Raw genomic sequence first — 23,814 nt, forward strand, 5'->3', positions numbered from 1 at the left:
TTCAAAAAAACATTAACGTTCTTGCAGGATACTCATTTGCAAAAGTTTCTCAACCAGCTCTAAATGTTCAATCATATTCTTATGCGCCTGATCCGGCTGCTTATTTTTAATAGACAAATAGATACCCAGATGCTGCTCTTCAATCTTTTTTGCGATATCATCCCGTGTTTGAAGATAATGATGGAAATCGATCATGGATTTTTTCAGTGTTTCAGATATAAATTGCACAAATTGGATAAGTATATCATTGCCTGCTGCATGGGCAATCGCCATATGAAACTGATAATCCTCCTCCCATCCATGGATGGCTGCATCGGAAATCAGCTTATTCATCTTCGCCAAATCCGCTTCAGACCGATTTGCGGCTGCCATTTCAGCGAGACCTGTCTCAACCATTTTTCTTGCCCGGAATAACTCGTGGATATCTTTTATATCCGGGTGCAAATGTGGATTATTAAACAGTTTAGAAGAATCAAAGCGGGTTATGTAAGTGCCTTCTCCTTGCTTTACCTGCACAATCCCCTTGCCCTGCAAAGAGGTTAGCGCGTCTCTGACAGCTGACCGTCCAACACCAAATAGTTCACACAACTCCCTTACAGAAGGAAGCTTATCCCCAGGTTTAAAGGAACCTTTTGCAATCATGTCTTGAATTTGCTCAGCAGCAACCTCAGAAATTTTGCGCGTTGAGATCTTTTTTACATTCATTCTTACGCCTCCTCCCTTTGCAGACATCACATATCTGATAAGTTAATTGTTATTTACTATTTAAGCACGCTTAATTGTAATAATCAATAAAATATTTAGAATTTAATAAAAATTATTTTATCTTGATGGGCGGGATGAGTTTGATTGCTGGAGAACTTCGGATTTTTGAGGAGATGGAGTCTCAAACTTGAGGTATCTTTAAACTCAGTTTGAGGTAGTTTAGTAAACTGGGTCCGGACTTGATGGCACTTTGGACTCTGGTAGAGAGGATTCTGTTTTTTGGCTCCGAACCTGAGTCTACTTCAGATTCTGGTTGAGCTCATCCTGAAATGTGAGTCCGAACCTAGTACAACTTCGGACTCTGGTTAAGGATATCACGTATTTTGGGTCCAAACCTGAGACTACTTCAGACTTTGGTTGAGCTCATCCTGGAATTTGAGTCCGAACCTAGTGCAACTTCGGACTCTGGTTGAGGTTATCCCGTATTTTGGGTCCGAACCGAGCCTACTTCAGAATCTGGTTGAGCTCATCCTGAAATGTGAGTCCGAACCTAGTACAACTTCCGGACTCTGGTTGAGGATATCACGTATTTTGGGTCCAAACCTGAGCCTACTTCAGACTTTGGTTGAGCTCATCCTGGAATTTGAGTCCGAACCTAGTGCAACTTCGGACTCTGGTTGAGGTTATCCCGTATTTTGGGTCCGAACCAGTCAAGTTATTGCAAGCAGCACGGCCCAAAAAAATATAAATCCCCAACTCTGATTTGGTAATAATCTAAAAGTGAGTTCAACATAAAAAACCTGACTTCCACGTTTTAACATGGAAGTCAGGTTAATTTTACTATTCTATAACGCGTACAACACGGCCACTAAATTTGTTTTTCCAATAGCCACTGGACATATTAGCAATCGCGACACCCGTTGAGTCTTGAGAACCGATGAACTTACCGCCGCCAAGGTAAATGCCTACATGGCCGTCTGTTTTATAGGTGTTAAAGAAAACTAGATCTCCAGCTCTCATTTCGCTTGCTGAAACCTGTCGTCCTGCAAATTTAAGAGAGTCTGTGCTGGCTCCAACACTAATTCCAGCCTGGGAGAATGCCCAATGCACAAAACCTGAGCAATCAAATCTTCCATTGGCTATATCATAAGCGTTTCTGCCGCCGCCAAAAACATAAACAGAATTACCGATATATTTATTGCCTGCAGTTGTAACAATGCTAATTGCGCTTCCGCCCTTGGCGCTTGGCTTAGGAGCAGAGTTGCTGGATCCTTTGGTTTTCTGTGCAGCAGTTTTTTGCTCTTTGACAGATGATGAACCTGTTGGTGCAGAAGTCACTGAAGCCGAACCTGCTGATGATGAAGTCGATGCAGCTGTCTGTACTACTGGCGCTGTCTGCGCCGCAATGCTTTGTTCGATTTGTGCAATCATAGAAGCGTATTTAGCATCTTCACTTTGCAGCTTCGCCTTTTTATCAGCAATCGTATTTTCCTTTTCTTTTAACTGCTGGATTAATGAACTATTTTGCTTTTCTTGCTGCTCCATGGCAGTTTGCATGCCTTTTAATTCGGTCATCATGCTGTTCAATCCCGCCAGTTCTTCTTCCACTGCAGCCTTCTTTTCTTCAAATGCCTTTTTATCCTGTTCCTGTTCTTCCAGTAACTGTTTATCTGCCTGAACAAATGTAGTTACTGCTCCGACACGGTCGACGAAATCACTAAAGCTGGATGCACCAAGAAGAACATCTAGATATGCCACTGTTCCGCCGCTTTCCTGAAAGGATTGTGCACGCTGTTTTAAGATCGCGCTTCTCTTTTCGATTCTTTCCTCAATGATAGCCATTTCTGCCTTCAATTGATCGACTTCGGCTTTAGTGCTAACAATACTCGTTTCCGTTTCTGCTATTAATTTATTATTATCTTCAATTGCTTTTTTAACTCTAGCGATTTTAGCATTTAGCTCAGCAACCTCTTTAAGGACACTTACCAATTCATTATCTGCTTCAGCCAGTGTGGCCTGCAGGCTTGAACGCTCCTGCTGGATTTGGCTTTTTTGACTTTCCAGTTTATCGATCGATTCTGCATTCACACCAGGGATTGAAAAAGCACTTCCAAGCCCTAGGATAATTGTCGTATTTAAAACGAGGAGTCTTTTTTTCAAAATCATTACCCTGCTTTCTAATATGTACTTGGTCTGTTAAACGGCCTTAGAATATATAAAACTTTTTATCTATGTATTTTCCAGTTTTGGTTTCTAGTAAATTTGTCTTTCCATGGAGGATTATACCATCCTTATTTGACAGACTTGTTATAGAAATATTACAAAAATATTTCAAACGTGACATTAAACCCCTTTTTTCGCCATCCTTATATGACATAATTCCCTATTTTACTCAGAGAAGATATCCAACAACAGTTGTGTGCTGTATTCCGGAAAGAATAAAAAAAGACTGGAATCCGGATTCTATCTTCCAGATTTCAGTCTTTAATGAATACTTTTAATCCATAAACTTGCTTTGGATATCCTGATCGAACACAAATACCGACATTCCAAAATCCCGTTCGATATCTATATCCACAAACAGGTCAATTAGTCTTGCCTGCAAAAATTCTTCCATTTCAGCCGGCCGGTTCTTTTTATACATCTCCTTGACCATTTCTGTTCTGGCAGCCCGAAGCATTTGTTTCCCTTCGTCTGCACTTGCTATGAATTTTTCCACAGGAGATAAATTACCTTCCATTTCACATATAGCCCAATGTTTGCAGAAAGTTGTCCTAACTTTGCTAGGTCCTTTGCCCATATGTTTTTTTCGGAAGGAGCGCACTAAATTACTGAATTCAGCTTCATACTTGTTCATATTCCAACCCTCATTAACCTATTTTCATGTATAATCCCAATTATACATGTCCAATGCAGGTTTCACTTTAATAAGTTAATCAATTAATACAATTATTGTCAAACTAAACAATCTAAATTTCTTGTTTAACTGAATTATATGCTACTATTTTGTTAGTTGAAAGGTTCTAGGAGGAAGAATTATGGATATTCTAAGCAGCAGAAAAATTGTCAGATTTCAGAATGGAGTTCTGCAGGATGCAGAAGATTCAATTGTTTCCGAACACCCTCTCACAATTCATCTAAATGGAGAAGAGTTCGCAACAATGGTCTGCAGCCCAGAGAATATTCGGGAATTAACAATCGGCTTTTTGGCTTCTGAAGGCTTCATCAGGAGTATTGACGAAATCAAGGATATACAAATAGATGAAAGCAAAGGATTTGCATATGTGGAGTTACATACCCAAACTTCAACAGCAAGCCATGAGTTCCACTCCAAACGGTTTATTGGTTCATGCTGCGGGAAAAGCAGGCAATTTTATTTTCACAATGATGCCAGGACAGCCAGAACTTCTACATCAAAGCTGACCTTGTCTCCCAGCCAATGCATCTCATTTATGAATCAGCTGCAGGAAGGCAGTCTGACTTTTCAAGAAACCGGAGGAGTACATAATGCCGCCTTATTTTCTGCAGATGAAGTGATTGTCAGCAGAACAGATATTGGCCGGCATAATGCTCTAGATAAAATCCTTGGGTATTGCATTGAAAACAGGATTCCTGTAAGAGATAAAGTTATTGCATTCAGCGGCAGAATCTCTTCGGAAGTTCTTCTAAAAGCCTCCAAAATCGGAGTAGGCATAATTCTATCAAAATCAGCTCCGACTGATCTGGCCATAAAACTGGCAGAAGATCTTAATATCACAGCCGTTGGCTTTATACGCGGTCAGTCTTTTAATGTTTATTCTCATCCTGAAAGGATCGTTTCAGGGGCGGAAGATTAATAAAAGAGGAACCTAATTATTATTAGCTAGCAAACCAAGGTGTTTGTACACACCTTGGTTTCAATTTTATTTTAATTTTTCAGACAAAAAAACCAATCAAGTTCTGATCGGCTTTTCACACTGAAATCAATTTATAATTTAATTATACAATGGAACGGGAGGATCAATTCCTAATACAGGCTGTCCATCGACTGTTAACCATACATAATAATGGTCAATCTCTGTTTTAAGTATCACTTCAATTTTAGCGATTAACTTTTCTTGCATTTCAAATGATAACCTTGCTGTTTCCTCTCCTAATGGTATATCTTTCAATCCCAGCAAATCAGCAATTTTCCTTGCATCTTCATAGGAAACTTCGACATATTTATCATACTCCGGTAAATATGCAGCCTCCGCGGTTTTAATTCCTAATGCGGCAGTCAAGATTACTGCCATTAAAATAAACCCTATCTTTTTCATTTTTTTCCCCCATAAATTTAAATTTGATCTATAAGCCCCAGGAAAACATCCAGAATTTCAGGATGATACATGGTTCCACGGTAATTCAATAATTCTTTTTTAGCTTCTTCCTTACTCCTGCCCTTTTTGTACACTCTATCCGTGGTAATAGCATCATAAGAATCAATAATCGAAATGATCGAAGCTTCAATAGAAATCTCGCTGCCTTTCAATCCAAGAGGATAACCTTTTCCATCAAATCTCTCATGGTGCTGTTCGACTACTTTTCCTGCATCTATCAAGAGCGGCAATCCTGTTTCCTCAAGTATTTCTCTTCCGAAAACAGAATGTTTCTTCATTATTTCCCATTCCTCTGGAGTGAGTTTACTCGGCTTTTGCAATATTTCCAGGGGTATGCGCAACTTCCCCACATCATGAAGAAAAGAAGCTAAATTCAAGTTTACTAGTTGCTTAGAATCTAACTCTAATGTTTTTCCAACCAGCATAGAAAGCTTATTAATTCTTTGGCAGTGATCTCTGGTATATCCATCTTTTTCTTCAATTGATATTGATAACTCCATCATTTCCTTTGTTACTTTACTATAATGAAAAAAAACTGGCCTTGATGTTACATAAAGAAATTCAGTGGTAGCTGCTGCTTCAAAAACATAATGTTCTTCTACTGGTGCCCTAAAAAAAGAACTCCCTGTTTTTATTTTCTTGGTTTCATTTCCATTTCTAAGAATTAATTCCCCTGAAAGTACACATAAATATTCTAGTGCTTCCCAGCCTTCTTGGGGTTCAATCCCCCACATTATGCCCGGATCAAGCTTATGATAAATAACCTCTGTCCCGTCCCCCGAAGCAATCAGGGAGATTTGCAAGCCTTTCATGTGGACTGTTTCAATGAAACTATCTTCATTTATAATGCCCACTTTATTACCCTCTTTCTTATACTTCGCAAATGATGTATGTATTGGGTGGCAAATTAATAAACTTTCCTATATTGCCATTCTAGTACATGATTTTCCATTTTTCCACAAAAATTTTGCTATTAAATTGATATTAAAGAGAATATTGACAATATTTAAGGCTATTTGCCTGATTTTATCATTTCCAATAAAAAACCAGTGACCTTAAATGGGGTCACCGGCTTGTTGTCATTCTCTTTTGTTAGGAGGAACATCTCTTTCGTTTTTCTCCATTTTGTGTATTTTCTGGTCTTCTGGAAGCTGGGTGTTCCTTTCCATGGCGCTTGTATCTTCTCCCATCCCTTTTAGGAAAGTAATCAGAAGTGTAACCGCACGATTGACTTCTGGATCTTTTAATGCCTTTACCAGTTCAAAGTAGCTTGTTTTTTCATCCGTTTCTTTATGTTCCGCCACCCTGGCAATACCGGAGTTTAATTTTAACAGCAAGGGTTCAAGCTGCTGAACATTAATGGTGCCAAGAGTTCCAACCATGAGAAGCAGGTTTTTGATTGTATTGGTAGCTTCCGGTTTATCCACTGCTTTAACAAGGACATTCAATACTTTATCTCCCTGTCCAAATAAGCCATTTAATAATGAAAGAACTCCCCGATCATGCATATGTCCTACTGCTTTCAGTAGCTCAAGAATGGAATCCTTATTATCTATCAGGGCATTCTCCACTTCTTCCAGGTCCTTTTTGCGTTTATCCTCTGGGCTTAATTCAAAACGCTTGATGTTATTAATCGCTTTAGCCATGCTGCTTCCGCTCCTTTTTCACCATTTCTCCCGGGAAAATATAATCTTTTCTTGCCCATTTCTTTTGCACGTTTACACCTATCTGCGGCTGCGGATTGCCATAGCGGTGATTAATTCTTGGAAGCGGGTTGCTTCCTTCTTCACTCAGGATTTCAAGCTTTACCTTCGTTTCCTTATATGCTGGTGTATCGGTATCCTTGTCGGCATAGCTGCTTGTTAATAAATTTATGGCGGCATCGCCCCTATCATTCATAGGAAGGTAAACTTCCTTTTCTTTAACCCTATCCGTTATATGGCACTTTACTTTCACATTGCCATATGGCGATGTCAAACGAACAAGTGTACCATCCTTCAACCCTCGTTCTTCGGCTAATTCAGGTGATACCTCCAGGAAAACTTCCGGTGTTTTCAAGCTGATTCCTTTTGACTTGTAGGTCATATTACCTTCATGGAAGTGCTCCAGAAGACGCCCATTATTGACATGAATATCATATTCCATTGGGTATTCAAGAGCAGGAGTCCAATCTACCGGAAAAAGTCTTGCCTTGCCATCCGGGAAAGGAAAGCCTTCCGTATAGAGGAGAGGACTGTCCGTTCCATCTTCAGCCACGGGCCATTGCAGACTATTGTATCCTTCCAATCTATCATAAGTAACTCCTGCGTATAATGGCATAAGTCCAGCTGCCTCGTCCATTACTTCGCTTGGGTGCGTATATGTCCAGCCTGCTCCCAGCCGATTTGCAACTTCAATGATAATCTGCCAATCCGGCTTCGAATCCCCAAGCGGCTCGAACGCCTGGTAAAGACGCTGAATTCTCCTCTCTGTGTTAGTAAATGTTCCTTCCTTTTCCAAACTTGGACTTGCAGGAAGCACCACATCCGCAAACTCAGCTGTACGGGAAAGGAAAATGTCCTGTACCACAAAGAAATCAAGCTTCTCAAAAGCAGCCTGCACATAATTAATATTTGAATCCACAAGTCCCATATCTTCACCCTTCAGATACATCGCTTTCAGCTGGCCTTCATGAATCCCTTCTACCATTTCGTGATTATTCAGTCCGGCCTTTTCCGGAAGCTTTACTCCCCATGCATCTTCAAACTTCTTTCTCACATCAGGGTCTGAAACCTGCTGATACCCAGGCAAATTATCGGGGCTGCTTCCAAAATCACCTGCCCCCTGCACATTGTTGTGGCCCCTTAAAGGATACGCACCTGCACCAGGTTTAGCGTAATTTCCTGTTACAAGAAGCAGATTTGATATGGCTGTACTTGTATCACTGCCTCCAAGATGCTGTGTGACACCCATTGCCCATAAAGCAGAAACACTATTGGCTTCATGAATCATTTTCGCCATTTTGATTAAATTGTCTTTGGAAATCCCGGTCGTTTCTTCTGCAAATTCCAGCGTATATTTCTCCAGGTTTGATACAAATTCTTCAAGTCCATTTACTTTTTCCTGCAGAAACTTCTCATCCGCCCATCCCTGGTCGATAATGTATTTGGTAATGGCAGAAAGCCAGACCATATCCGTACCTGCACGAGGACGCACAAACAGATCAGACCGCTCTGCCATTTCATGTTCCCTTAAGTCAGCCACAATTACTTTTTGGCCGTTAAGCTTCTGGGATCGTTTCACCCTGGTAGAAAGAACCGGATGGGATTCAGACGTATTGGAACCAATAATCAGCACTAATTCGGAGTTTTTAATATCTTCGATTGAACCAGCATCCCCTCCATATCCCACAGTTCGAAATAACCCTACAGTTGCAGGGGTCTGGCAATATCTTGAACAGTTATCGATATTATTTGTCCCTATGACTGCCCTGCCAAGTTTCTGCATTAAATACGATTCCTCATTGGTACATTTAGATGATGTAATAAAGCTCAATGCATCTGGGCCATGCTGTTCTTTAATTTCCGAGAATTTTCGTGTAATCAGTTCCAATGCTTCGTCCCATTCTGCTTCACGGAATGAATCGCCTTCCCTGATTAGCGGCTTCGTTAATCGTTCCTCACTATTCACAAAGTCCCAGCCAAATTTCCCTTTTACACATGTAGAAATTCCATTGGCAGGTGCTTCTGCCTGAGGCTCCACCTTCAGTATTTCACGGCCCTTTGTCCATACATCAAAGCTGCAGCCGACACCGCAATATGTACAGACTGTTTTGGTCTTTTTAATTTTCTCTTCCCGCATAGCTGCTTCCATATCAGATATAGCCAGAATGGACCCATATCCTGTTTCAACATTTTTAGTGATTTCAATCATTGGACGAAGAGTGTCTTTGGCAATTCCAGTCAGAAATCCGGCTTCCCCCTCCATTCCTTTTTCCATCATGGCATTACATGGACAAACCGTAGAACAGTGTCCACAGGATACGCAGGAGGACTCGTTAATGGGCACATCGTTATCCCAGATAACCCTTGGTCTCTCCCGCTCCCAATCAATGGTAAGGGTTTCAGTAACCTGGACGTCCTGACAGGCTTCCACACATCTTCCGCAAAGAATGCACTGATCGGGATCGTATCTGTAAAATGGATGAGATTCATCCTTTTCATAAGGTTTTTGATCAAACGGGATGCTTTGGTGATTGATTTTCATCGCCTTAACCGTATTATGTATTTCACATCCCCCGTTGTTATAATCACAAACCGTACAATACAATTCATGATTAAAGAGAATCTTATCCATGGCAATGGTCTGCGCCTGTTTTACATCAGGATCCACAGTATCAATTACGTCTCCATCTTTAATTTTTGTGGAGCACGAACGTACAAGTTCTCCATTGACAGAAACAATGCAGGTATCACAGGTCTCTATTGCTCCAAGGCTCGGATGGAAGCAAACCTGAGGAATTTCAATCGAACTATCGTTTAATAATTGCAAAACGGTTTGATCCTGCTTTGCCTTCATTTCTATACCATTTATCTTTATATTGAGAGATGCTGGCAACTCAATCATCCTTTCAATGAATCGGTTTCTTAGGTTTTCACTACCCTTGCAAGAAAAAGTTAAACGTTTAGTTAATGATATTGGCAGATAACTCCAGGCATTCTAACAAAAATAGATTTTAATGGACACAAAAAAAACGGCTGTAAATTCAGCCGCCTTTAACACATTTATTTTTCCAGCAATGACAACAAATGATTTCTAAGAATCGCTTTCATTTTTTCTTCATTAAATTGATCTGGTTTCATTACTGCATGGAGGGCGAGGCCATCAATAAGGGCATGCAGACGACCTGCTTCTTCCTCAATTTTCATTTCAGTTCCGGACAGTCCTAATTTAACTAGTCCCTCAATGATGTTTCTGATGCCTGTCTTCATTTCTTCGTATACACGGCTGCTAAGTTCAGAAAGATGCGGGTCTACTAAAGCCTTTATATTAAATGCTATCCAGACTTCCATTTCCAATCGCCGTTCTTCATCTAGAGGAAGTAATTCCCCCAGCACGAGAATCATATTTTCGAAATGATCATCTGTAAAAGCCGCATTCTGAATTCGTGTTTTCACCCTTTCTGATACTAAGTTCATTGAATACGCCAACAGTTCATTTTGATTTGAAAAATAATGGCGCAAAGACCCAGCAGATAGACCTGCTTCCTCCGCAACTTTACGAACAGAAGCACCTTCAATGCCCTCTTTTTTAATCACCCGCCATGCTGCTTTTCCTAAAATATGCTTTTGCTCTTCATGGTTAACTTTTTTTGGCATAATTATATTATACCACCTATTGCTTTTTTAACACAGTTGTATTACAATATTTTTATAGTACAACTGTGTTAAAAAGGGATGTGGAAAATCTGATTGGCTGGCTAATTATCGCATGTGAAATTGGTTTTTGGATTTTTGTTGCTGCAGGTTTAACAGCAAGATATATAGTAAAGAAAAAATCATTAGGTGGTTTCCTTCTGCTTTGTACCCCGCTAATTGATTTAATTCTAATTGCAGCAACGACCATTGATTTGCACAGTGGAACAGAGGCAACCATTTTCCATGGCTTTGCAGCAATTTATATTGGCGTAACCGTAGCCTATGGAAAACCTATGATTCAATGGGCAGACGAAAGATTTGCCTTTAAGTTCGGAAATGGACCAAAACCTGAAAAGCCAGCAAAATACGGCAAAGAACATGCAAGGAGAGAGAGAAACGGATGGTATAGGCATCTTCTCGCATGGATAATTGGTTTGGTTTTATTAATGGCTATGATCCTTTTTATTGACAATCCCCAGCAAACGGAGAGTCTCAAAGGATTAGCAGGAATATGGACATTGGTTCTTGCAATCGATTTTGCCATCAGCTTCAGCTATACTGTTTGGCCGAGAAAAATGAAAGCTGAAAACTCAAAAATAACTCTGTAGTTTCACAAAACCTGCTTCTTGTCAGGTCAAAAGTTTATCATTATAACCGTCCTTTTTTAGGAGATATCAAAAAACAGGAGCCTTCTTCGGGGACTCCTGTTTTTTAATTATTATTGGCTGCCGTTTTTCTGCAGGACTTTCAATCCAGATCCCATATCGGATGCAAGTACATAATTGCGATCTACGAATACACCCCAAATGTTAGATTTGCTTGGAATATAGACACCAATTTCTTCCGGATTCGACGGGTCTGTAATATCAACTGTCCTTACACCCCCTGCATAATGTGAGAGATACAATGTGTTCCCCTGAACCTTTGGATCATGGACAGTCGCTCCTCCAGGAATCTTCTCAGTGAAGTCGGTTCTAAAAGTGCTTAGAAGCTTTGGATCTGTCTTATCTTTGATATCATAAATCATTGTGTAGCCATAGGCACTCTCAAAGCCCTCTCTGGTTGGACCAAATACCTCCCTTGTCTCTATAAGGACATTTCCTCCTTTAGCTAAATCCATCGAATGGGCGGCTCCCTGAACATCATTGGCGAAATCCGTCCTGCCCAGATAAACTGGATTTTTGGCATCGCTAATATCAAGTATGATTGTTCCTAAATCCCAGTACGAAAGGAAAGCTGTTTTCCCAGTTCCATCTGTTTTGACGCTATGAGCAAACGCTGCCCTTTGAATTCCGTCTTCATCAGTCCAATTATATCCATCATAATTATCATCGTTCACTTCAGATATATAATTGCGCGGATTAAATTCATAAATTGTTTCAGGCGTTGAGGGATTAGTAACGTCTACAATATTAACATCCATTTTATCACCATGAGAATACAGATCTGCATAGCAATTTGCAGTCAGCACATAAACATTATTTCCTTGAACGGTTAGGTAAAGTTCATGTGTTCCCCGTGCCCCCGATGTATCTTCCCAAAATCCCAATTCCTTTGGTTCCCGAGGGTTTGTTACATCGTATAATACAAATCCTCCTTTTGCATTTGGGTTGGTTCGATCTACCTTTTGAACGCTGACTGCAGCCAAATCACCTTTAAAGTGCTTCGTATTAACAGTTTTTACAATTACTTTTTCCTGCCATGTCCCTGGAATATGAGCAAATGACGACACTTCTACTGGATTTGAAGGCTTTTTCATATCAAATACACGCACTCCGCCTTCACCCCCATTTTTGGTATGTGTGCCTACATAGGAAAAGCCTTTATGCGCATAAACATCACCCGATGAATTTTGTACTCCCTCTTTTACTTCTTTTAGTGGAACAGACGCTACTTCTTGAAGATTACCTGTATTTTTGCTGCCATCAAGCAATGGAACAGCTAATTCAACACCTGCCAGACTATCACCTTTTTCAATACCTCCGCTGAATTCATCATGTGCAAATGCTGTTGGGCCACCAGCGGATAGGACAAGAGCTCCGGCTAAAGCAGTTTTAATTAAGATTTTCTTCTTCAAATTTATTCCCCCTAATATAATTTAGCTATGTAGTCGGTACGCTAAGTTTAAGTGTCCCGAAATACTGCATTTTTTATATTAAAGAAAATTCAGAATTTTTAATATCAGAAAATTTTCCTATATTTTCTACAATATATGACTGATTCTCTTCCATCCTATATAACTAGTGAACATAATGGAATATGATATTTACACTAATTGAACCAGTCTTTGCGTATTTCTTTTGCCCTCCCCCAAAAAAGAAAACACCTTCCAATGGAAGATGCCTGAATAAATTTATCTCCTGCTTTTCAGCTTTCTTTTTACAGCCGGAACAACATATTTTTTCACTAATGAAGCACCGTTTTTTACAATGACTGCTTTTATTAATCTTTTCAATGCCATGAAAGGATCCCTCTTTTCGGTTTGAACATTACTTTATATTCTTTACCTTTTTAGTATGTCCGTTAAACATTGAATGCAAAAAAGCCCTTGAGGCAAGGGCTTTCTGCTGATTATAAAGGAAGCAGGGATATTTTCTCTTTTTCTTTCAGCTGTTCAATCATTCCATACCACTCCTGCGGTTTAGCCGATAGAACAGCGTAATATTCTGAAAGGAAATTAATAACCAAGCCAGAAGGAATCTCTGTGATTTCTTCATCTGCTGGCATGAAGCAAAAATCAAGTCCCTTAACTGCTTCCCCATCATTTTTCCAAGAAGGATGAAGATATGGGAAATCAAGCTTCTTATAGCCCATATGAGACAAAACCTCCCGGCGGACGAATGGGTTCATTGGCTTGGCACCGCCAAATTCATGGTCTTCAATTCCATAAGGATCATAAATTTCTGCAAACATGCCAAATAGCTCTTTACCGTTTTGGCCGGCAAGCTCGTCAAGATCCTTGGATCGATTTCGTGCAAGGAAACGGCCAAGGCTTAGGCCCTGACGGCCAATGATGGTAAAATCAGTCATGGCAATATTCCATTGCGGATAGTAGCGATATTCGGTAGCACCGACCACATCACCTTCATGAACAGCCGCAAACACACGAATTCCAGAATCTTCAAGAGGTTCCTTCCACAATTCAAACTCCAGTACTTCTTCAGGAGGAAAGACTTCTTTCATCAACTCATGCATTTTAACAAAAAGAGGATCATGAATACTCGTAATTCTGATATATTCCAATGTACTATCTCCTTTGCCGCTTATACCTTAAATGGATTGTTCCACTCCATTAAGGCACCGTAATTAAGTGACTCCTCATCTTCTAAATAATTTTCTGCAACAGTAAGCGGAGTTCGGCCGCACCTCAGCAAAAATGTGATAACCGGATCTTTCTTCTTCCCATCGATCAATTGCTGAAGATATTCCTGGGCAGTCAATTCATGGGCGAATTTATGGTAGCCAGGCATCCGCCCCCCTCCAAGCAAGCGATCGAGACCTAATCTAATGACAACCTGATACATAGCCTGCATCATTAATTTGCCCAGCCCAAGTTTTCGGAACTTGGGTCGGACACTTATATCAACAATATATAATGTTTTGCCTTGAGGATTATGATTGCGAATATAGCCGCTGTCGGTTATTTCTTCCCATGTATGCTCCGGGTGGGAAGGATCAAAATCAACAATCAGCCCAGTTAAAGACCCTGCTAATATTCCTTCAATCTCGATGCAAAGTGCACCATCCTGAAAGAGCTCCACATGGTTAGTTAATTGCTCCTTATTCCACCATAAATCCGAAGGAAAAGGGGGCGGAAAGCATTCAGCCTGAATGTCAATTAATTGATCAAAATCCGCTTTAGTATAATTCCTGATTACAGCAGGCACCGGCTTATCCCCATCAAACACATAAAATTCGCTTCTATATGCCATTTTTCATCCTTCGATATTTTCTTTTTCCCAGTCGACATACAAATCCGTTCTGCGGTCGCGCCAAGTCGTAACAGAGCCGCGTTCTCGGACTTCATATAAAAGGCTAAGGTCAAGGTCGGCAGTCACAATCATATCGTCATTCAACTCTCCTTCCACCATAATCCCTTTTGGCGGAAATGGAATATCATTCGGTGTAATGACAGCTGCCTGGCCGAAATTGGCACGCATAAAGTCGACAGTAGGCAGGGAACCAATTGTTCCTGTGACCACAACATATACCTGATTCTCAATAGCTCTTGCATGGCTTGTATAGCGGACACGGTGGAAACCATGCCGGTCGTCCGTGCAGGAAGGACAGAAAATAACATCTGCTCCTTTTGCTTTTGCCATACGGACGATTTCCGGAAACTCAATATCATAGCATGTCAGGATGGCTATTCTGCCTTTATCTGTATCAAATACACGGAGGCCTTCGCCAGGTGACATATTCCACTCATGGACTTCAGTAGGAGTGATATGCAGTTTAGCCTGCTCTTCAATCCGCCCATCCGGATAAAATAAATGAGCCACATTATAAAGGCGGCCATCTCTGTTAATAACGTGTGTACCGCCAATAATATGCATTTTTGTATCTTTAGCAAAATTGGAAAATAGCATTTTATACTGTTCTGTAAAACCAGGCAATTCATTTATCGTCAGACTTGTTCCCTGCTCGCTTCCAATGGACAAAAGCTGTGTGGTAAAAAATTCAGGAAATAAGACAAACTCCGATCCGAACTCCTGTGCAGTTTTAATGTAATGCTCACATTGCCCGGCAAACTCTTCAAACGAACGAATGGTGTGCAGATGATACTGCACAGCAGATACACGAATTTTCAATGTAATCCCCCTCATCAGAAAATGTATAGATGAGTATCACTCTATCTTTTAAAAATTATCAATGATTTTCCTGCATAGCACAATACTTTTTTAATCGGAATACGAAATTTTTTAATTAACACTATTTTATTTTACAAACCAGACTTTTTGAATTTTATCTTCTTCAATTTCATACATTGCTATTGCATAAATAGACTGACCGTTTGCCCTTCCAGTAACATATTCATAATCAATAACTATATTTCCTTTTGCCATTCTGGAAATCAGCTCAGCATGCTGATTTGGATTGTTTTTAAAAAGCTGGCTGTACCTCTCCCTCATTTTTTCTTTTCCTTTATACATAACCTCGTCCCCAGGGAATGTCATAACTGTTACATCATCACTATATACTGCTAAAAATTCATCAATGTTCTGCCGGTTATAAGCATCAAGCTGCTGCTGAGCAATCCTTCCTGTTTTTTCTTCCAATTGGGACACCATCTTTCCATCGTTTTTCTTTCTATCCTAAGGTTTTATAGCATGCCGGTCTAGTTTTGTGCCATAAAAAAAGCATTACCCGTAAAAGTAATGCCTTAAGTCTCTATTTTAATAATTTGCTTAATCCTGATATAAGCCCAATACCTTTTTTAAAATCATTGTTTGCTGCATTAAGTACTTTTAAATATAGGCTTAAAAGGGAAGCGTTTTGTTTCTTTAATTCAGCTACCTCTTTTCGAGTTGTTTTTAATTCGGATCTTATTGCCTCCATTTCTTTTTGCAAGGAAACAAGTTCTCTATTTTCGATGTCTGGAATCTCTTCGATAGCTGCTCCATCTTTATCTTCAGGCGGCTTTTGAGAGATTTCCCCGACCAGTCCCATTAGGGAATCATCCTTCAATATCTTATTGGCCATTTTAAATAAAGATCCGAAATTGATATTATTTTCATCCTTCAGTAAATTTGCTGCCAGTTTTTCTACAGCCTCGGAATTATACCGATTCTTATTGCTTGCCGTTTTTTCAGATGAATTCTGCTGTTCTGGTTTATTTTCCTCCATTTTTATCCCGTCCTTCTTCGTTTTCACTCACTATTCTATGAAACTGCAGTATATTTGGAATGGACAAACATACAGGATTAAAAGATTTTATTTTTTCATACGAAAAACCCTGGAAATATACCAGGGTTTCTGTAATTTTTCTTTAAGCGTCATTTGCAGAGCATCCCAAAAGGCTGCAAATTGCCTCCACGATGGCACCTTCTGCTGAAGGTACAAGAATGCTTGCCAAAAGTAATACAACGGCTAAAAGAATGACAATTAACACCGTTAATGGTTCTACCATGATGATATCCCCCCTTTAAAGTCATTTAGCAAGGGAACCCTTACGTAGACATGTTATGTTTAAAATTTGGACATGCTTAAACTACTATCCTATACTGAGAAAAAAGGGCGCTTGTCCATGGGGGATAACACTTAAATTTGAAAAAATGTCCATCCTATAAATTTAATTTTTTACTGTAAAGCTATTAAAATTATGATTTGCAGAGATCATTAAAACTTAATTACTATATGAGAAAGCATATATTTCATCAGTTTCTAAGGGAATTGAGGCACCCTTGTAAAACTATATGTAACAAAAGCTGGCCCCCGTGACAGCGAGCCAGCTTTTCATTTACTTCTTTTTCAATTCATTTGCCAGAAATTCAACATCCGTTCCAACAATAACCTGCAGACTGGTTTTGCTGAGCTTTATTACCCCTTTTGCCCCCAGCTGTTTTAAACGCCCTTCATCAACCATAGCTATATCTTTCACCTTTAAACGAAGGCGGGTTACACAATTATCGATTTCTTCAAGATTTTCTCTGCCGCCCAGAGCCTCCAGATAAGCATCTGCAGCTTCAGCATAGTTGCCTTTTAGAGCGGAATTCCCTTCAAATTCACCTGCAATTTCATCTTCCCTTCCCGGCGTTTTTAAATCCAGTTTCTTAATGAGGAAATAGAAAACCACAAAATACAGAAGGCCATAAAGGAGACCTATTCCCGCAAGCAGCACTGGCTTCTGGGCAATGCCGAAGTTTAGAAAATAATCCAGGGCACCTGCTGAAAACCCGAACCCATGATGAATATCCAACAAATAGGAGATGGACATAGCCAAACCTGTTAAAATAGCATGAATAAAATATAGTACCGGTGATAAGAACATAAATAAGAATTCTATCGGCTCTGTAATACCGGTCAGGAAGGAAGTAAATGCGAGGCCTGCCATCGCCCCTGCCACCGCTTTCCTTCTTTCCTTTTTAGCAGCTGCAACCATGGCAAAAGCAGCGCCCGGCAGACCAAACATCATAATCGGGAAGAATCCAGTCATGAAAATCCCTGCAGATGGATCTTTTGCAAGGAATCGCCATAAGTCTCCTTTAATGACATCCCCGGCTGCATTAGTAAACTCACCAAACTCAAACCAGACAAGCGTGTTCAATATATGATGGAGCCCAACCGGAATTAATAATCGGTTGAGGAATCCGAAGACTCCAACACCTGCGGCACCTGCACCAATAATCCAATCGCCCACACTGTTAATGCCTGCCTGGACCGGCGGCCACACATACCCGAACAAAAATGCAATGACAATCATAACAAGTGATGTGATAATGGGCACGAACCGTTTTCCTCCAAAGAAACCAAGCCATTCCGGCAGCCTAATATCATGATATTTATTGTATAATAGCCCTGCAATAATACCGGAAATGATTCCCCCAAAAACACCCATATTGACCGTTTCGTTTATCGCCGCGGCACCTTCAGTCAGCACAAAATAACCTACTGCACCGGCTAGGGCAGCGGCCCCGCTGCCATCCTTAGAAAAACCGATGGCAATCCCGATGGCAAACAATAGAGCCAAATGTCCAAACACAGCATTCCCGGCTGCAGATATAAACGGAATGCCTAAAAGGTCATCCTGTCCCAGCCTAAGCAAAAGTGCAGCAGCAGGCATGACTGCAATCGGCAGCATTAAAGACTTGCCAATCTTTTGTAAAAACCCCAACATTTTTACACACCTCTTTCTGCATGGATTATTACATAATATGAACAGGCTTTATAATTCAGTACCAGACACCATCAGTATTATGCCGACCCGCCATATAATAAAAAAAGAACCTGGGGCATTTTGCCGCCAAGTTCTTTCCTGCGAGTTTAATAGAGTAAATATTCTTCACGTGTCTTATTGAATTGTTTTAATTCTTTCTGCCATTTGGAGGAGATTTCTTCAACTGGCTTCCCTTCCTCAATGTCTTCACGGACCCAGCCATTGCCCATCAGATTGTCAAAGAATGAAATTCCTGCACTGTTTTCGGCACGGAATTCGAAGTCTTCCGGATACATATCATGGATCGCCTTCACGATATGAAGTCCGGTCTCGACAGGCTTGAATGCATCGCGATGTGTAACATGAATTTGAATCCCATGTGAAAGCTTTCCTGCATGCTTAGAGAAGCTTGGTGTAAACGAAGCAGCTCTGAAGGTTACCCCCGGAAGATTATGACTGTTCAAATGTCCAGCCAAATCATCAGCGTTGATAAATGGAGCACCAATTAATTCAAACGGCTTCGTTGTTCCACGTCCCTCAGAAACATTCGTCCCTTCAATCAATGCAGCTCCCGGATATACTAAAGCAGTTTCTAAAGTGGGCATATTAGGGGACGGCATGACAAACGGAAGGCTGGTGTCATCATAATACATTTCCCGCTTCCAGCCATTCATTTTGACAACAGTTAACTCTGCACCAATTTCGAACTCTTCATTGAATAATTCGGCCAGTTCACCTACTGTCATCCCATGCCGGAGCGGGATCGAATAATTCCCCACAAATGAGGAATACTTCATATCAAGCACAGGTCCTTCAACCTTTGTTCCACCTTGAGGATTTGGCCTGTCCAGCACGATTAAAGGAATATTGTTTTCTTTTGCTGCTTCCATTGCATATGCCATTGTATAAATATACGTGTAGAAACGTGTTCCTACATCCTGGATATCAAACAGGAGCACATCGATATTTTCCAGCATTTCAGGTGTAGGCTTCTTGGTTTTTCCGTATAAGCTGTAAACAGGAAGCCCTGTCTTTTCATCGATATAATACTCAACATATTCTCCCGCCTGTGCACTTCCGCGGACTCCATGTTCCGGGCCATATAAAGCTGTTAACTCCACATCGGGATCATTGTGCAGAATATCGACAATGCTGTTTAAATTCTGGTCTACCCCAGTCGGGTTTGTGATTAAGCCCACTCTTTTCCCCTCTATGAGATCCTTCTTATCATTTAAAAGAACTTCAACTCCAAGTTCGAATTTCTTTTTCTTGCCTTTTCCTTTGCCATTGCCGTTATCTGCAAGCACAACAGTTAAAGAAGAGAGTACGAGAATCATTGTCAAAAACCCCATAAACCATTTCTTCATATATTTTTCCCTCCTTGATCAGAAAAGCGGAAGCTCCTTGCCCATCCCCTACATCTTGGTGGGGAAGGGGGTGGAGCTAGAAAGTTTCTAAAATTCCAACGATAAAAATTCTACTAATATTAAGAATGAAGGCACAGGCAAAACCCTAGGCTGCCTGTACCCCTTCCTATTTAAAAATAGCAGTGTGCCTAATAGCTCAATCCATGGCCAAATTCAAATAAAACACTGCCATCTGGACCCGGAATTGTTACAGGCAATTTACCTGAAGGATTAACCTGGCCAAAAACAACACCTGCAGATGCATCAAAGCTTGCCGTCCTGAATCCGTATTGCGCAATGTAGGCATCAACTTCCGGATAAGCCATGATGTCATATGGGTTACGGATGCCAACCGAAATGACTGGAGCTTCTGACTCAGCAATGATGGAATTAACCATTTTCATCTGAGCGCTGTCCGGTGAGCGGCCTGATACATTAAACGTATAGGAGCCCACAATAACAGCACTGGCATTCCTGATTAGCTGCTTCTGCTCTTCCGTTAATGCATAGCTTGAGGCTTGGATGACCGTTGTGTTTGCATGAAACTTGCTGATTGCGTTCTTTAAGTCTGCAATATACGTATTGCCGACAACGACTATATTATCTTCAGGAGATAATTGCAGCGGCAGTGCATCTCTTTCATTTTTAACCAATGTGACTGAACGTTCAGCTGCTTCTTTTTCTATTTGTTTATGTTCTTCTGATCCAACAATCTGAAGTGCGTTTGCAATTTTTTCATCGATCGGCTGTGGTGTCTCTTCTTTAATAATTCCTCGCTTTATTTTCAAAGTTAAAATTCGTTCAACTGATGATTCAATGCGTTTTTCTGATATTTCTCCATTCTCCACAGCATTCACTAGCCCTTCTGCAACTTCTTGAAGCCCAACAGGCATTAGCACAATATCTGTTCCAGCTTTTACTGCTCGAATGGCCGCGTCAACTGGTCCAAAATGTTCGGCAATGGCATTCATATTCATCGCGTCTGTTGTAATAACACCATCATAGCCCATTTCTTCCCTCATAAGTTCTGTCAGCACTTTATGGGAAAGAGTGGCCGGAACTGCAATTTCCTCACCAGTTTTTTTCGAGATTGCTTTTGTATCATCAATCTTAGGGAAGGTAACATGTGCTGTCATGATCGCATCGATCCCTGCTTCCATTCCCTTTTGGAAAGGATACAATTCAACTTCTTTTAGACGTTCTTTGTCATGTGGTACTTCAGGCAATCCAAGATGGGAGTCTACTGCTGTATCTCCATGTCCGGGAAAGTGCTTTGCTGTAGCGGCAACACCTGCTGATTGCAATCCTTCGGTATAAGCAACACCCATGTCAGCGACAAGCTGCGGGTCCTCACCAAATGAACGAACGCCAATTACCGGATTGTCGGGATTATTATTTACATCCATAACAGGTGCAAAGTTCATATTTATGCCAAGTGATGCCAGTTCCTCTCCAATCGCCTTGCCGACCTTTCGGGAAATTTCTTCAGAACGGGCAGCTCCTAACGCCATATTGCCAGGCATGTCTGTTCCTGATTGAAGACGTGTTACAATTCCGCCTTCCTGGTCAATCGTCATTAATAAGCCGAATTTATCTGCAGCTTTCTGATAGTCGGAAACCAGTGTGGCTGTCTGTTCTGTTGTCACCACATTTTCACGGAATAATATGACCCCGCCAAGATGATAATCTTTTACCAGCTTCTCAATTTCCGGCAGCATTTCAGTGACATTTTTCCCCTTCCAGGTGCGGAAATCAGGCATCAGCATCTGGCCGACCTTTTCTTCAATAGACATGTTTTTCACTGCTCGGCTAATGAGATCATACCGTTTCCCATGCTCCTTAATGATTTTCACTTTAAAAGCTGGCTTGCCCTTGCTGTGCTTTTTGCCGTCAGGTTTTATTTGAAGTGCAATACGGTCCTTATATACTCCGTCCGTTACACTGATGAAGGTTTTTCCTGGCTTCCCCATTAAGGTGATATTCCCCGCCTGATCAACTGCTGCAACATTTTTATTTGAAGATTTCCATTTCACACCATCTGAAATTCCCATGAAATGTCCTTCTTTATAGACATGAAGCGCCTTTAATTGAAATGCTTCTCCACTAATTTCCGTACTGACATCAGGCACATTCTGAAGGATGATTAAATCCTTTGCTGCACTTTCTGCAGAGGCTTGTTTCAAGGTTCCTCCGATCCATAACTGCGAAACGGCAAGTGTAATTGCGAGAAGGGAAATGAACATTATTTTACGGGCTTTAACCATTTCTTCCACCGTCCTTACTGCATTTATTTCATATGCTCTTAAGCTTACTTTTCACTAAAAAATCGAATGCTAGTAATTTCTTTTTTTCCACCCGTTTCCTGAGAAGGCAGGCGTCACTTTTTTGCCATCTGAAAGTCTGAGTTTTACATTATCAACATACCAGCCTCTGCCATTTACTGTACTGTCTGTCTGGTATCGGAATCGAATGTGGGAGGTTCCTTCAGGAATCGTTAGTTTTTCGTTTTTCCAATCGATGCTGCTGCCTGTTAATGGCTGTGCCGCATGTGTCCAATTGACGCCATCCTCTGATACCTCTACAAAGGCCATATCCGCATTGGTTTCAGTTCTGTACCAGGTATCAAACGACAGGACCGCCTCTTCATTGAGATCCACTTTAGCCGTTAAATTGTGCTGAATTTTATCTCCATATCCTGAGAACCAGGCATCTCCTTTTCCAGGGATTGCAACAGGAATGGAATCTGCTACCTGTCTTGCAAATGCTCGCCTTGCAATATTCGTTGTAACCGTATTTCTTGATGGATGGACGCGATTTGTTAAGAGAATCGCAATCGTGCCATTATTCCGGTTTATTACAATAGATGTACCAGTGTACCCTGTATGCCCAAGCGAAGTTCCCTCTGATAAGGCATCCATGAACCATCCCTGACCAAGCTCCCAGCCAAGGCCATGATCATTTCCAGGAAATTGAGGAATCTGGTTTTGAATCAGCATTTTCACTGTCTCTTCCTTTAAAATCCGCTTGCCGCCATAACGCCCGTCATTCACATACATATGGGCAAGTTTAGCAAGATCGGATGCAGTGGAAAAGACACCTGCATGTCCGGCAACGCCATTAAGGGACCAGGCATTTTCATCATGAACCTCCCCCCAGACAAGGCCCCTGCCGATAGCAGGCTGGTATTCCGTTGCCGCAATCCGGTGTTTCAAAGATTCAGGAGGATTATACATCGTATCCTTCATACCGAGGGGTTTGGTTATGCGTTTTTTCACAAACTCATCCAGGCTTTGTCCTGACAGGCGTTCGATTATTGCGCCGAGCGTAATCATATTCAAATCGCTGTATGTATACGCTTCACCCGGTTCATTGGCCAATGGATGTTTAAAAACGATTTGCATCCGATCGTCTCTGCTGCTCCCTTGTGAATATAAAGGAATCCATGCAGTAAATCCTGAAGTATGTGTCATCAGCTGGCGAATCGTTACATTTTCCTTGCCGTTTTCAGCAAACTCGGGGATATATTTCGCAACCGGATCATCCAGTTGAAAGCGGCCATCATCATACAATATCATCGCAGCAGTAGTTGTGAAAATTTTACTGATTGAAGCCAGATCAAAGATTGTATCTTCCGTCATTTCAATCGGATTCTGCGCTTCAGTAAATTTATCATCCGTATAACGGTAGGAATATCCGTATGCGTCTTGTTTGACAATATGGCCCCGCCTTGCGACAAAAGTGACAGCACCAGGCATGACTCCTTCTGAAATCATACCTTCCATCAGCGGATCGATTTCATTGAGCGGCTGCTGAACCATTCCAGCTCCCGCCGCTGAACCTGGATGAAGAATAGGAGAAATCGGCCCAGGGCGATCCCATGAAAAAATCGGATGACTTTTGTATTTCACCTCTTTATGATCCTTCCTTTCCATTGTTGGCTTAACTCCTTCCGCGCTTTGCGCAGATGCCGGATATGCTGCCGGAATAAAGAGTGATGTGCTAAGTGCTGCTGATAGCGCAATAAGCTTGGTTTTATGTTTCATACTGCCTCCTTTAATTTTATGAACTTTCAT

At 41.0% G+C, this 23,814-nt stretch carries 21 protein-coding genes; 2 read left to right on the top strand and 19 right to left on the bottom strand.

Annotated elements, in window-relative coordinates:
- Window positions 1-12 precede the first annotated feature (12 nt).
- The 3 genes from AC0VZ9_RS18085 to AC0VZ9_RS18095 form a co-directional block, all read right to left on the bottom strand.
- The gene (locus AC0VZ9_RS18085; protein WP_475396587.1) at window positions 13-705 is read right to left on the bottom strand and encodes a FadR/GntR family transcriptional regulator; all 693 of its coding nucleotides are present in this window, start codon (window positions 703-705) and stop codon (window positions 13-15) included.
- 840 nt (window positions 706-1,545) lie between these two features.
- Complete coding sequence (locus AC0VZ9_RS18090) at window positions 1,546-2,871, bottom strand: C40 family peptidase (protein ID WP_217025496.1); 1,326 nt, start codon at window positions 2,869-2,871, stop codon at window positions 1,546-1,548.
- A 331-nt stretch (window positions 2,872-3,202) separates the two neighbouring features.
- Window positions 3,203-3,562 (bottom strand): Na-translocating system protein MpsC family protein, encoded by a 360-nt coding sequence (locus AC0VZ9_RS18095; RefSeq protein WP_009333537.1) that lies wholly within the window; start codon window positions 3,560-3,562, stop codon window positions 3,203-3,205.
- A 181-nt stretch (window positions 3,563-3,743) separates the two neighbouring features.
- Between AC0VZ9_RS18095 and fdhD the strand changes: the two genes are divergently transcribed.
- Window positions 3,744-4,541 carry a formate dehydrogenase accessory sulfurtransferase FdhD gene (fdhD, locus tag AC0VZ9_RS18100; RefSeq protein WP_251264813.1) on the top strand — a complete coding sequence of 266 codons (798 nt, stop codon included), beginning with the start codon at window positions 3,744-3,746 and terminating at the stop codon, window positions 4,539-4,541.
- A 138-nt stretch (window positions 4,542-4,679) separates the two neighbouring features.
- Here the strand turns inward: fdhD and AC0VZ9_RS18105 are convergent, their stop codons facing one another.
- From AC0VZ9_RS18105 to AC0VZ9_RS18125, 5 genes are all read right to left on the bottom strand, one after another.
- Window positions 4,680-5,003 carry a hypothetical protein gene (locus tag AC0VZ9_RS18105; RefSeq protein ID WP_019381201.1) on the bottom strand — a complete coding sequence of 108 codons (324 nt, stop codon included), beginning with the start codon at window positions 5,001-5,003 and terminating at the stop codon, window positions 4,680-4,682.
- A gap of 17 nt (window positions 5,004-5,020) precedes the next feature.
- Window positions 5,021-5,917 carry an HD domain-containing phosphohydrolase gene (locus AC0VZ9_RS18110; protein ID WP_019381200.1) on the bottom strand — a complete coding sequence of 299 codons (897 nt, stop codon included), beginning with the start codon at window positions 5,915-5,917 and terminating at the stop codon, window positions 5,021-5,023.
- Between the two features lie 225 nt (window positions 5,918-6,142).
- Complete coding sequence (locus AC0VZ9_RS18115; RefSeq protein ID WP_019381199.1) at window positions 6,143-6,709, bottom strand: helical membrane plugin domain-containing protein; 567 nt, start codon at window positions 6,707-6,709, stop codon at window positions 6,143-6,145.
- A complete protein-coding gene (gene fdhF, locus AC0VZ9_RS18120; RefSeq protein ID WP_475396588.1) occupies window positions 6,702-9,668 on the bottom strand; it encodes a formate dehydrogenase subunit alpha in 2,967 nt (988 codons plus the stop codon). Before fdhF ends, AC0VZ9_RS18115 begins: the two co-directional genes overlap by 8 nt.
- Before the next feature lie 158 nt (window positions 9,669-9,826).
- Window positions 9,827-10,420, bottom strand: a complete 594-nt coding sequence (locus AC0VZ9_RS18125; protein WP_019381197.1) for a TetR/AcrR family transcriptional regulator — start codon at window positions 10,418-10,420, stop codon at window positions 9,827-9,829.
- A gap of 89 nt (window positions 10,421-10,509) precedes the next feature.
- On the opposite strand from AC0VZ9_RS18125, the gene AC0VZ9_RS18130 reads away from it, so the two are divergent.
- Window positions 10,510-11,067: a membrane protein gene (locus tag AC0VZ9_RS18130; protein ID WP_026041657.1), complete on the top strand. Its 558-nt coding sequence runs from the start codon at window positions 10,510-10,512 to the stop codon at window positions 11,065-11,067.
- Between the two features lie 110 nt (window positions 11,068-11,177).
- Here the strand turns inward: AC0VZ9_RS18130 and AC0VZ9_RS18135 are convergent, their stop codons facing one another.
- The 11 genes from AC0VZ9_RS18135 to AC0VZ9_RS18185 all read right to left on the bottom strand — a co-directional run bounded on the left by AC0VZ9_RS18135 (window position 11,178) and on the right by AC0VZ9_RS18185 (window position 23,814).
- The gene (locus AC0VZ9_RS18135) at window positions 11,178-12,536 is read right to left on the bottom strand and encodes an LVIVD repeat-containing protein (protein WP_217025491.1); all 1,359 of its coding nucleotides are present in this window, start codon (window positions 12,534-12,536) and stop codon (window positions 11,178-11,180) included.
- Window positions 12,537-13,030: 494 nt separating this feature from the next.
- Window positions 13,031-13,702: a hypothetical protein gene (locus AC0VZ9_RS18140; protein ID WP_009333528.1), complete on the bottom strand. Its 672-nt coding sequence runs from the start codon at window positions 13,700-13,702 to the stop codon at window positions 13,031-13,033.
- Between the two features lie 20 nt (window positions 13,703-13,722).
- Window positions 13,723-14,391: a GNAT family N-acetyltransferase gene (locus tag AC0VZ9_RS18145; protein WP_009333527.1), complete on the bottom strand. Its 669-nt coding sequence runs from the start codon at window positions 14,389-14,391 to the stop codon at window positions 13,723-13,725.
- A gap of 3 nt (window positions 14,392-14,394) precedes the next feature.
- Window positions 14,395-15,270, bottom strand: coding sequence for a carbon-nitrogen hydrolase family protein (locus tag AC0VZ9_RS18150; RefSeq protein WP_009333526.1), 876 nt, complete (start codon window positions 15,268-15,270; stop codon window positions 14,395-14,397).
- A gap of 126 nt (window positions 15,271-15,396) precedes the next feature.
- Window positions 15,397-15,747, bottom strand: a complete 351-nt coding sequence (locus AC0VZ9_RS18155; protein ID WP_226280783.1) for a nuclear transport factor 2 family protein — start codon at window positions 15,745-15,747, stop codon at window positions 15,397-15,399.
- A 103-nt stretch (window positions 15,748-15,850) separates the two neighbouring features.
- A complete protein-coding gene (locus AC0VZ9_RS18160; protein WP_251174992.1) occupies window positions 15,851-16,306 on the bottom strand; it encodes a hypothetical protein in 456 nt (151 codons plus the stop codon).
- A gap of 142 nt (window positions 16,307-16,448) precedes the next feature.
- Window positions 16,449-16,589, bottom strand: coding sequence for a hypothetical protein (locus tag AC0VZ9_RS18165; RefSeq protein ID WP_019381191.1), 141 nt, complete (start codon window positions 16,587-16,589; stop codon window positions 16,449-16,451).
- Window positions 16,590-16,919: 330 nt separating this feature from the next.
- Window positions 16,920-18,296: an N-acetylglucosamine-specific PTS transporter subunit IIBC gene (gene nagE, locus AC0VZ9_RS18170; RefSeq protein WP_192908902.1), complete on the bottom strand. Its 1,377-nt coding sequence runs from the start codon at window positions 18,294-18,296 to the stop codon at window positions 16,920-16,922.
- A gap of 146 nt (window positions 18,297-18,442) precedes the next feature.
- Window positions 18,443-19,702: an exo-beta-N-acetylmuramidase NamZ family protein gene (locus AC0VZ9_RS18175; protein ID WP_192908903.1), complete on the bottom strand. Its 1,260-nt coding sequence runs from the start codon at window positions 19,700-19,702 to the stop codon at window positions 18,443-18,445.
- A gap of 188 nt (window positions 19,703-19,890) precedes the next feature.
- Window positions 19,891-22,005 (bottom strand): glycoside hydrolase family 3 protein, encoded by a 2,115-nt coding sequence (locus tag AC0VZ9_RS18180; RefSeq protein ID WP_251267129.1) that lies wholly within the window; start codon window positions 22,003-22,005, stop codon window positions 19,891-19,893.
- A 69-nt stretch (window positions 22,006-22,074) separates the two neighbouring features.
- A complete protein-coding gene (locus AC0VZ9_RS18185) occupies window positions 22,075-23,814 on the bottom strand; it encodes a serine hydrolase domain-containing protein (protein ID WP_475396589.1) in 1,740 nt (579 codons plus the stop codon).

Source organism: Cytobacillus sp. QJM3NY_8 (assembly GCF_056173585.1).

What these genes read in the sequence shown, in the direction of transcription:
- AC0VZ9_RS18085 (WP_475396587.1), bottom strand. Translation starts at nt 705, where the DNA reads ATGAATGTAAAAAAGATCTCAACGCGCAAAATTTCTGAGGTTGCTGCT.
- AC0VZ9_RS18090 (WP_217025496.1), bottom strand. Translation starts at nt 2,871, where the DNA reads ATGATTTTGAAAAAAAGACTCCTCGTTTTAAATACGACAATTATCCTA.
- AC0VZ9_RS18095 (WP_009333537.1), bottom strand. Translation starts at nt 3,562, where the DNA reads ATGAACAAGTATGAAGCTGAATTCAGTAATTTAGTGCGCTCCTTCCGA.
- fdhD (WP_251264813.1), top strand. Translation starts at nt 3,744, where the DNA reads ATGGATATTCTAAGCAGCAGAAAAATTGTCAGATTTCAGAATGGAGTT.
- AC0VZ9_RS18105 (WP_019381201.1), bottom strand. Translation starts at nt 5,003, where the DNA reads ATGAAAAAGATAGGGTTTATTTTAATGGCAGTAATCTTGACTGCCGCA.
- AC0VZ9_RS18115 (WP_019381199.1), bottom strand. Translation starts at nt 6,709, where the DNA reads ATGGCTAAAGCGATTAATAACATCAAGCGTTTTGAATTAAGCCCAGAG.
- fdhF (WP_475396588.1), bottom strand. Translation starts at nt 9,668, where the DNA reads ATGATTGAGTTGCCAGCATCTCTCAATATAAAGATAAATGGTATAGAA.
- AC0VZ9_RS18125 (WP_019381197.1), bottom strand. Translation starts at nt 10,420, where the DNA reads ATGCCAAAAAAAGTTAACCATGAAGAGCAAAAGCATATTTTAGGAAAA.
- AC0VZ9_RS18145 (WP_009333527.1), bottom strand. Translation starts at nt 14,391, where the DNA reads ATGGCATATAGAAGCGAATTTTATGTGTTTGATGGGGATAAGCCGGTG.
- AC0VZ9_RS18160 (WP_251174992.1), bottom strand. Translation starts at nt 16,306, where the DNA reads ATGGAGGAAAATAAACCAGAACAGCAGAATTCATCTGAAAAAACGGCA.
- AC0VZ9_RS18165 (WP_019381191.1), bottom strand. Translation starts at nt 16,589, where the DNA reads ATGGTAGAACCATTAACGGTGTTAATTGTCATTCTTTTAGCCGTTGTA.
- nagE (WP_192908902.1), bottom strand. Translation starts at nt 18,296, where the DNA reads ATGTTGGGGTTTTTACAAAAGATTGGCAAGTCTTTAATGCTGCCGATT.
- AC0VZ9_RS18175 (WP_192908903.1), bottom strand. Translation starts at nt 19,702, where the DNA reads ATGAAGAAATGGTTTATGGGGTTTTTGACAATGATTCTCGTACTCTCT.
- AC0VZ9_RS18180 (WP_251267129.1), bottom strand. Translation starts at nt 22,005, where the DNA reads ATGGTTAAAGCCCGTAAAATAATGTTCATTTCCCTTCTCGCAATTACA.
- AC0VZ9_RS18185 (WP_475396589.1), bottom strand. Translation starts at nt 23,814, where the DNA reads ATGAAAGTTCATAAAATTAAAGGAGGCAGTATGAAACATAAAACCAAG.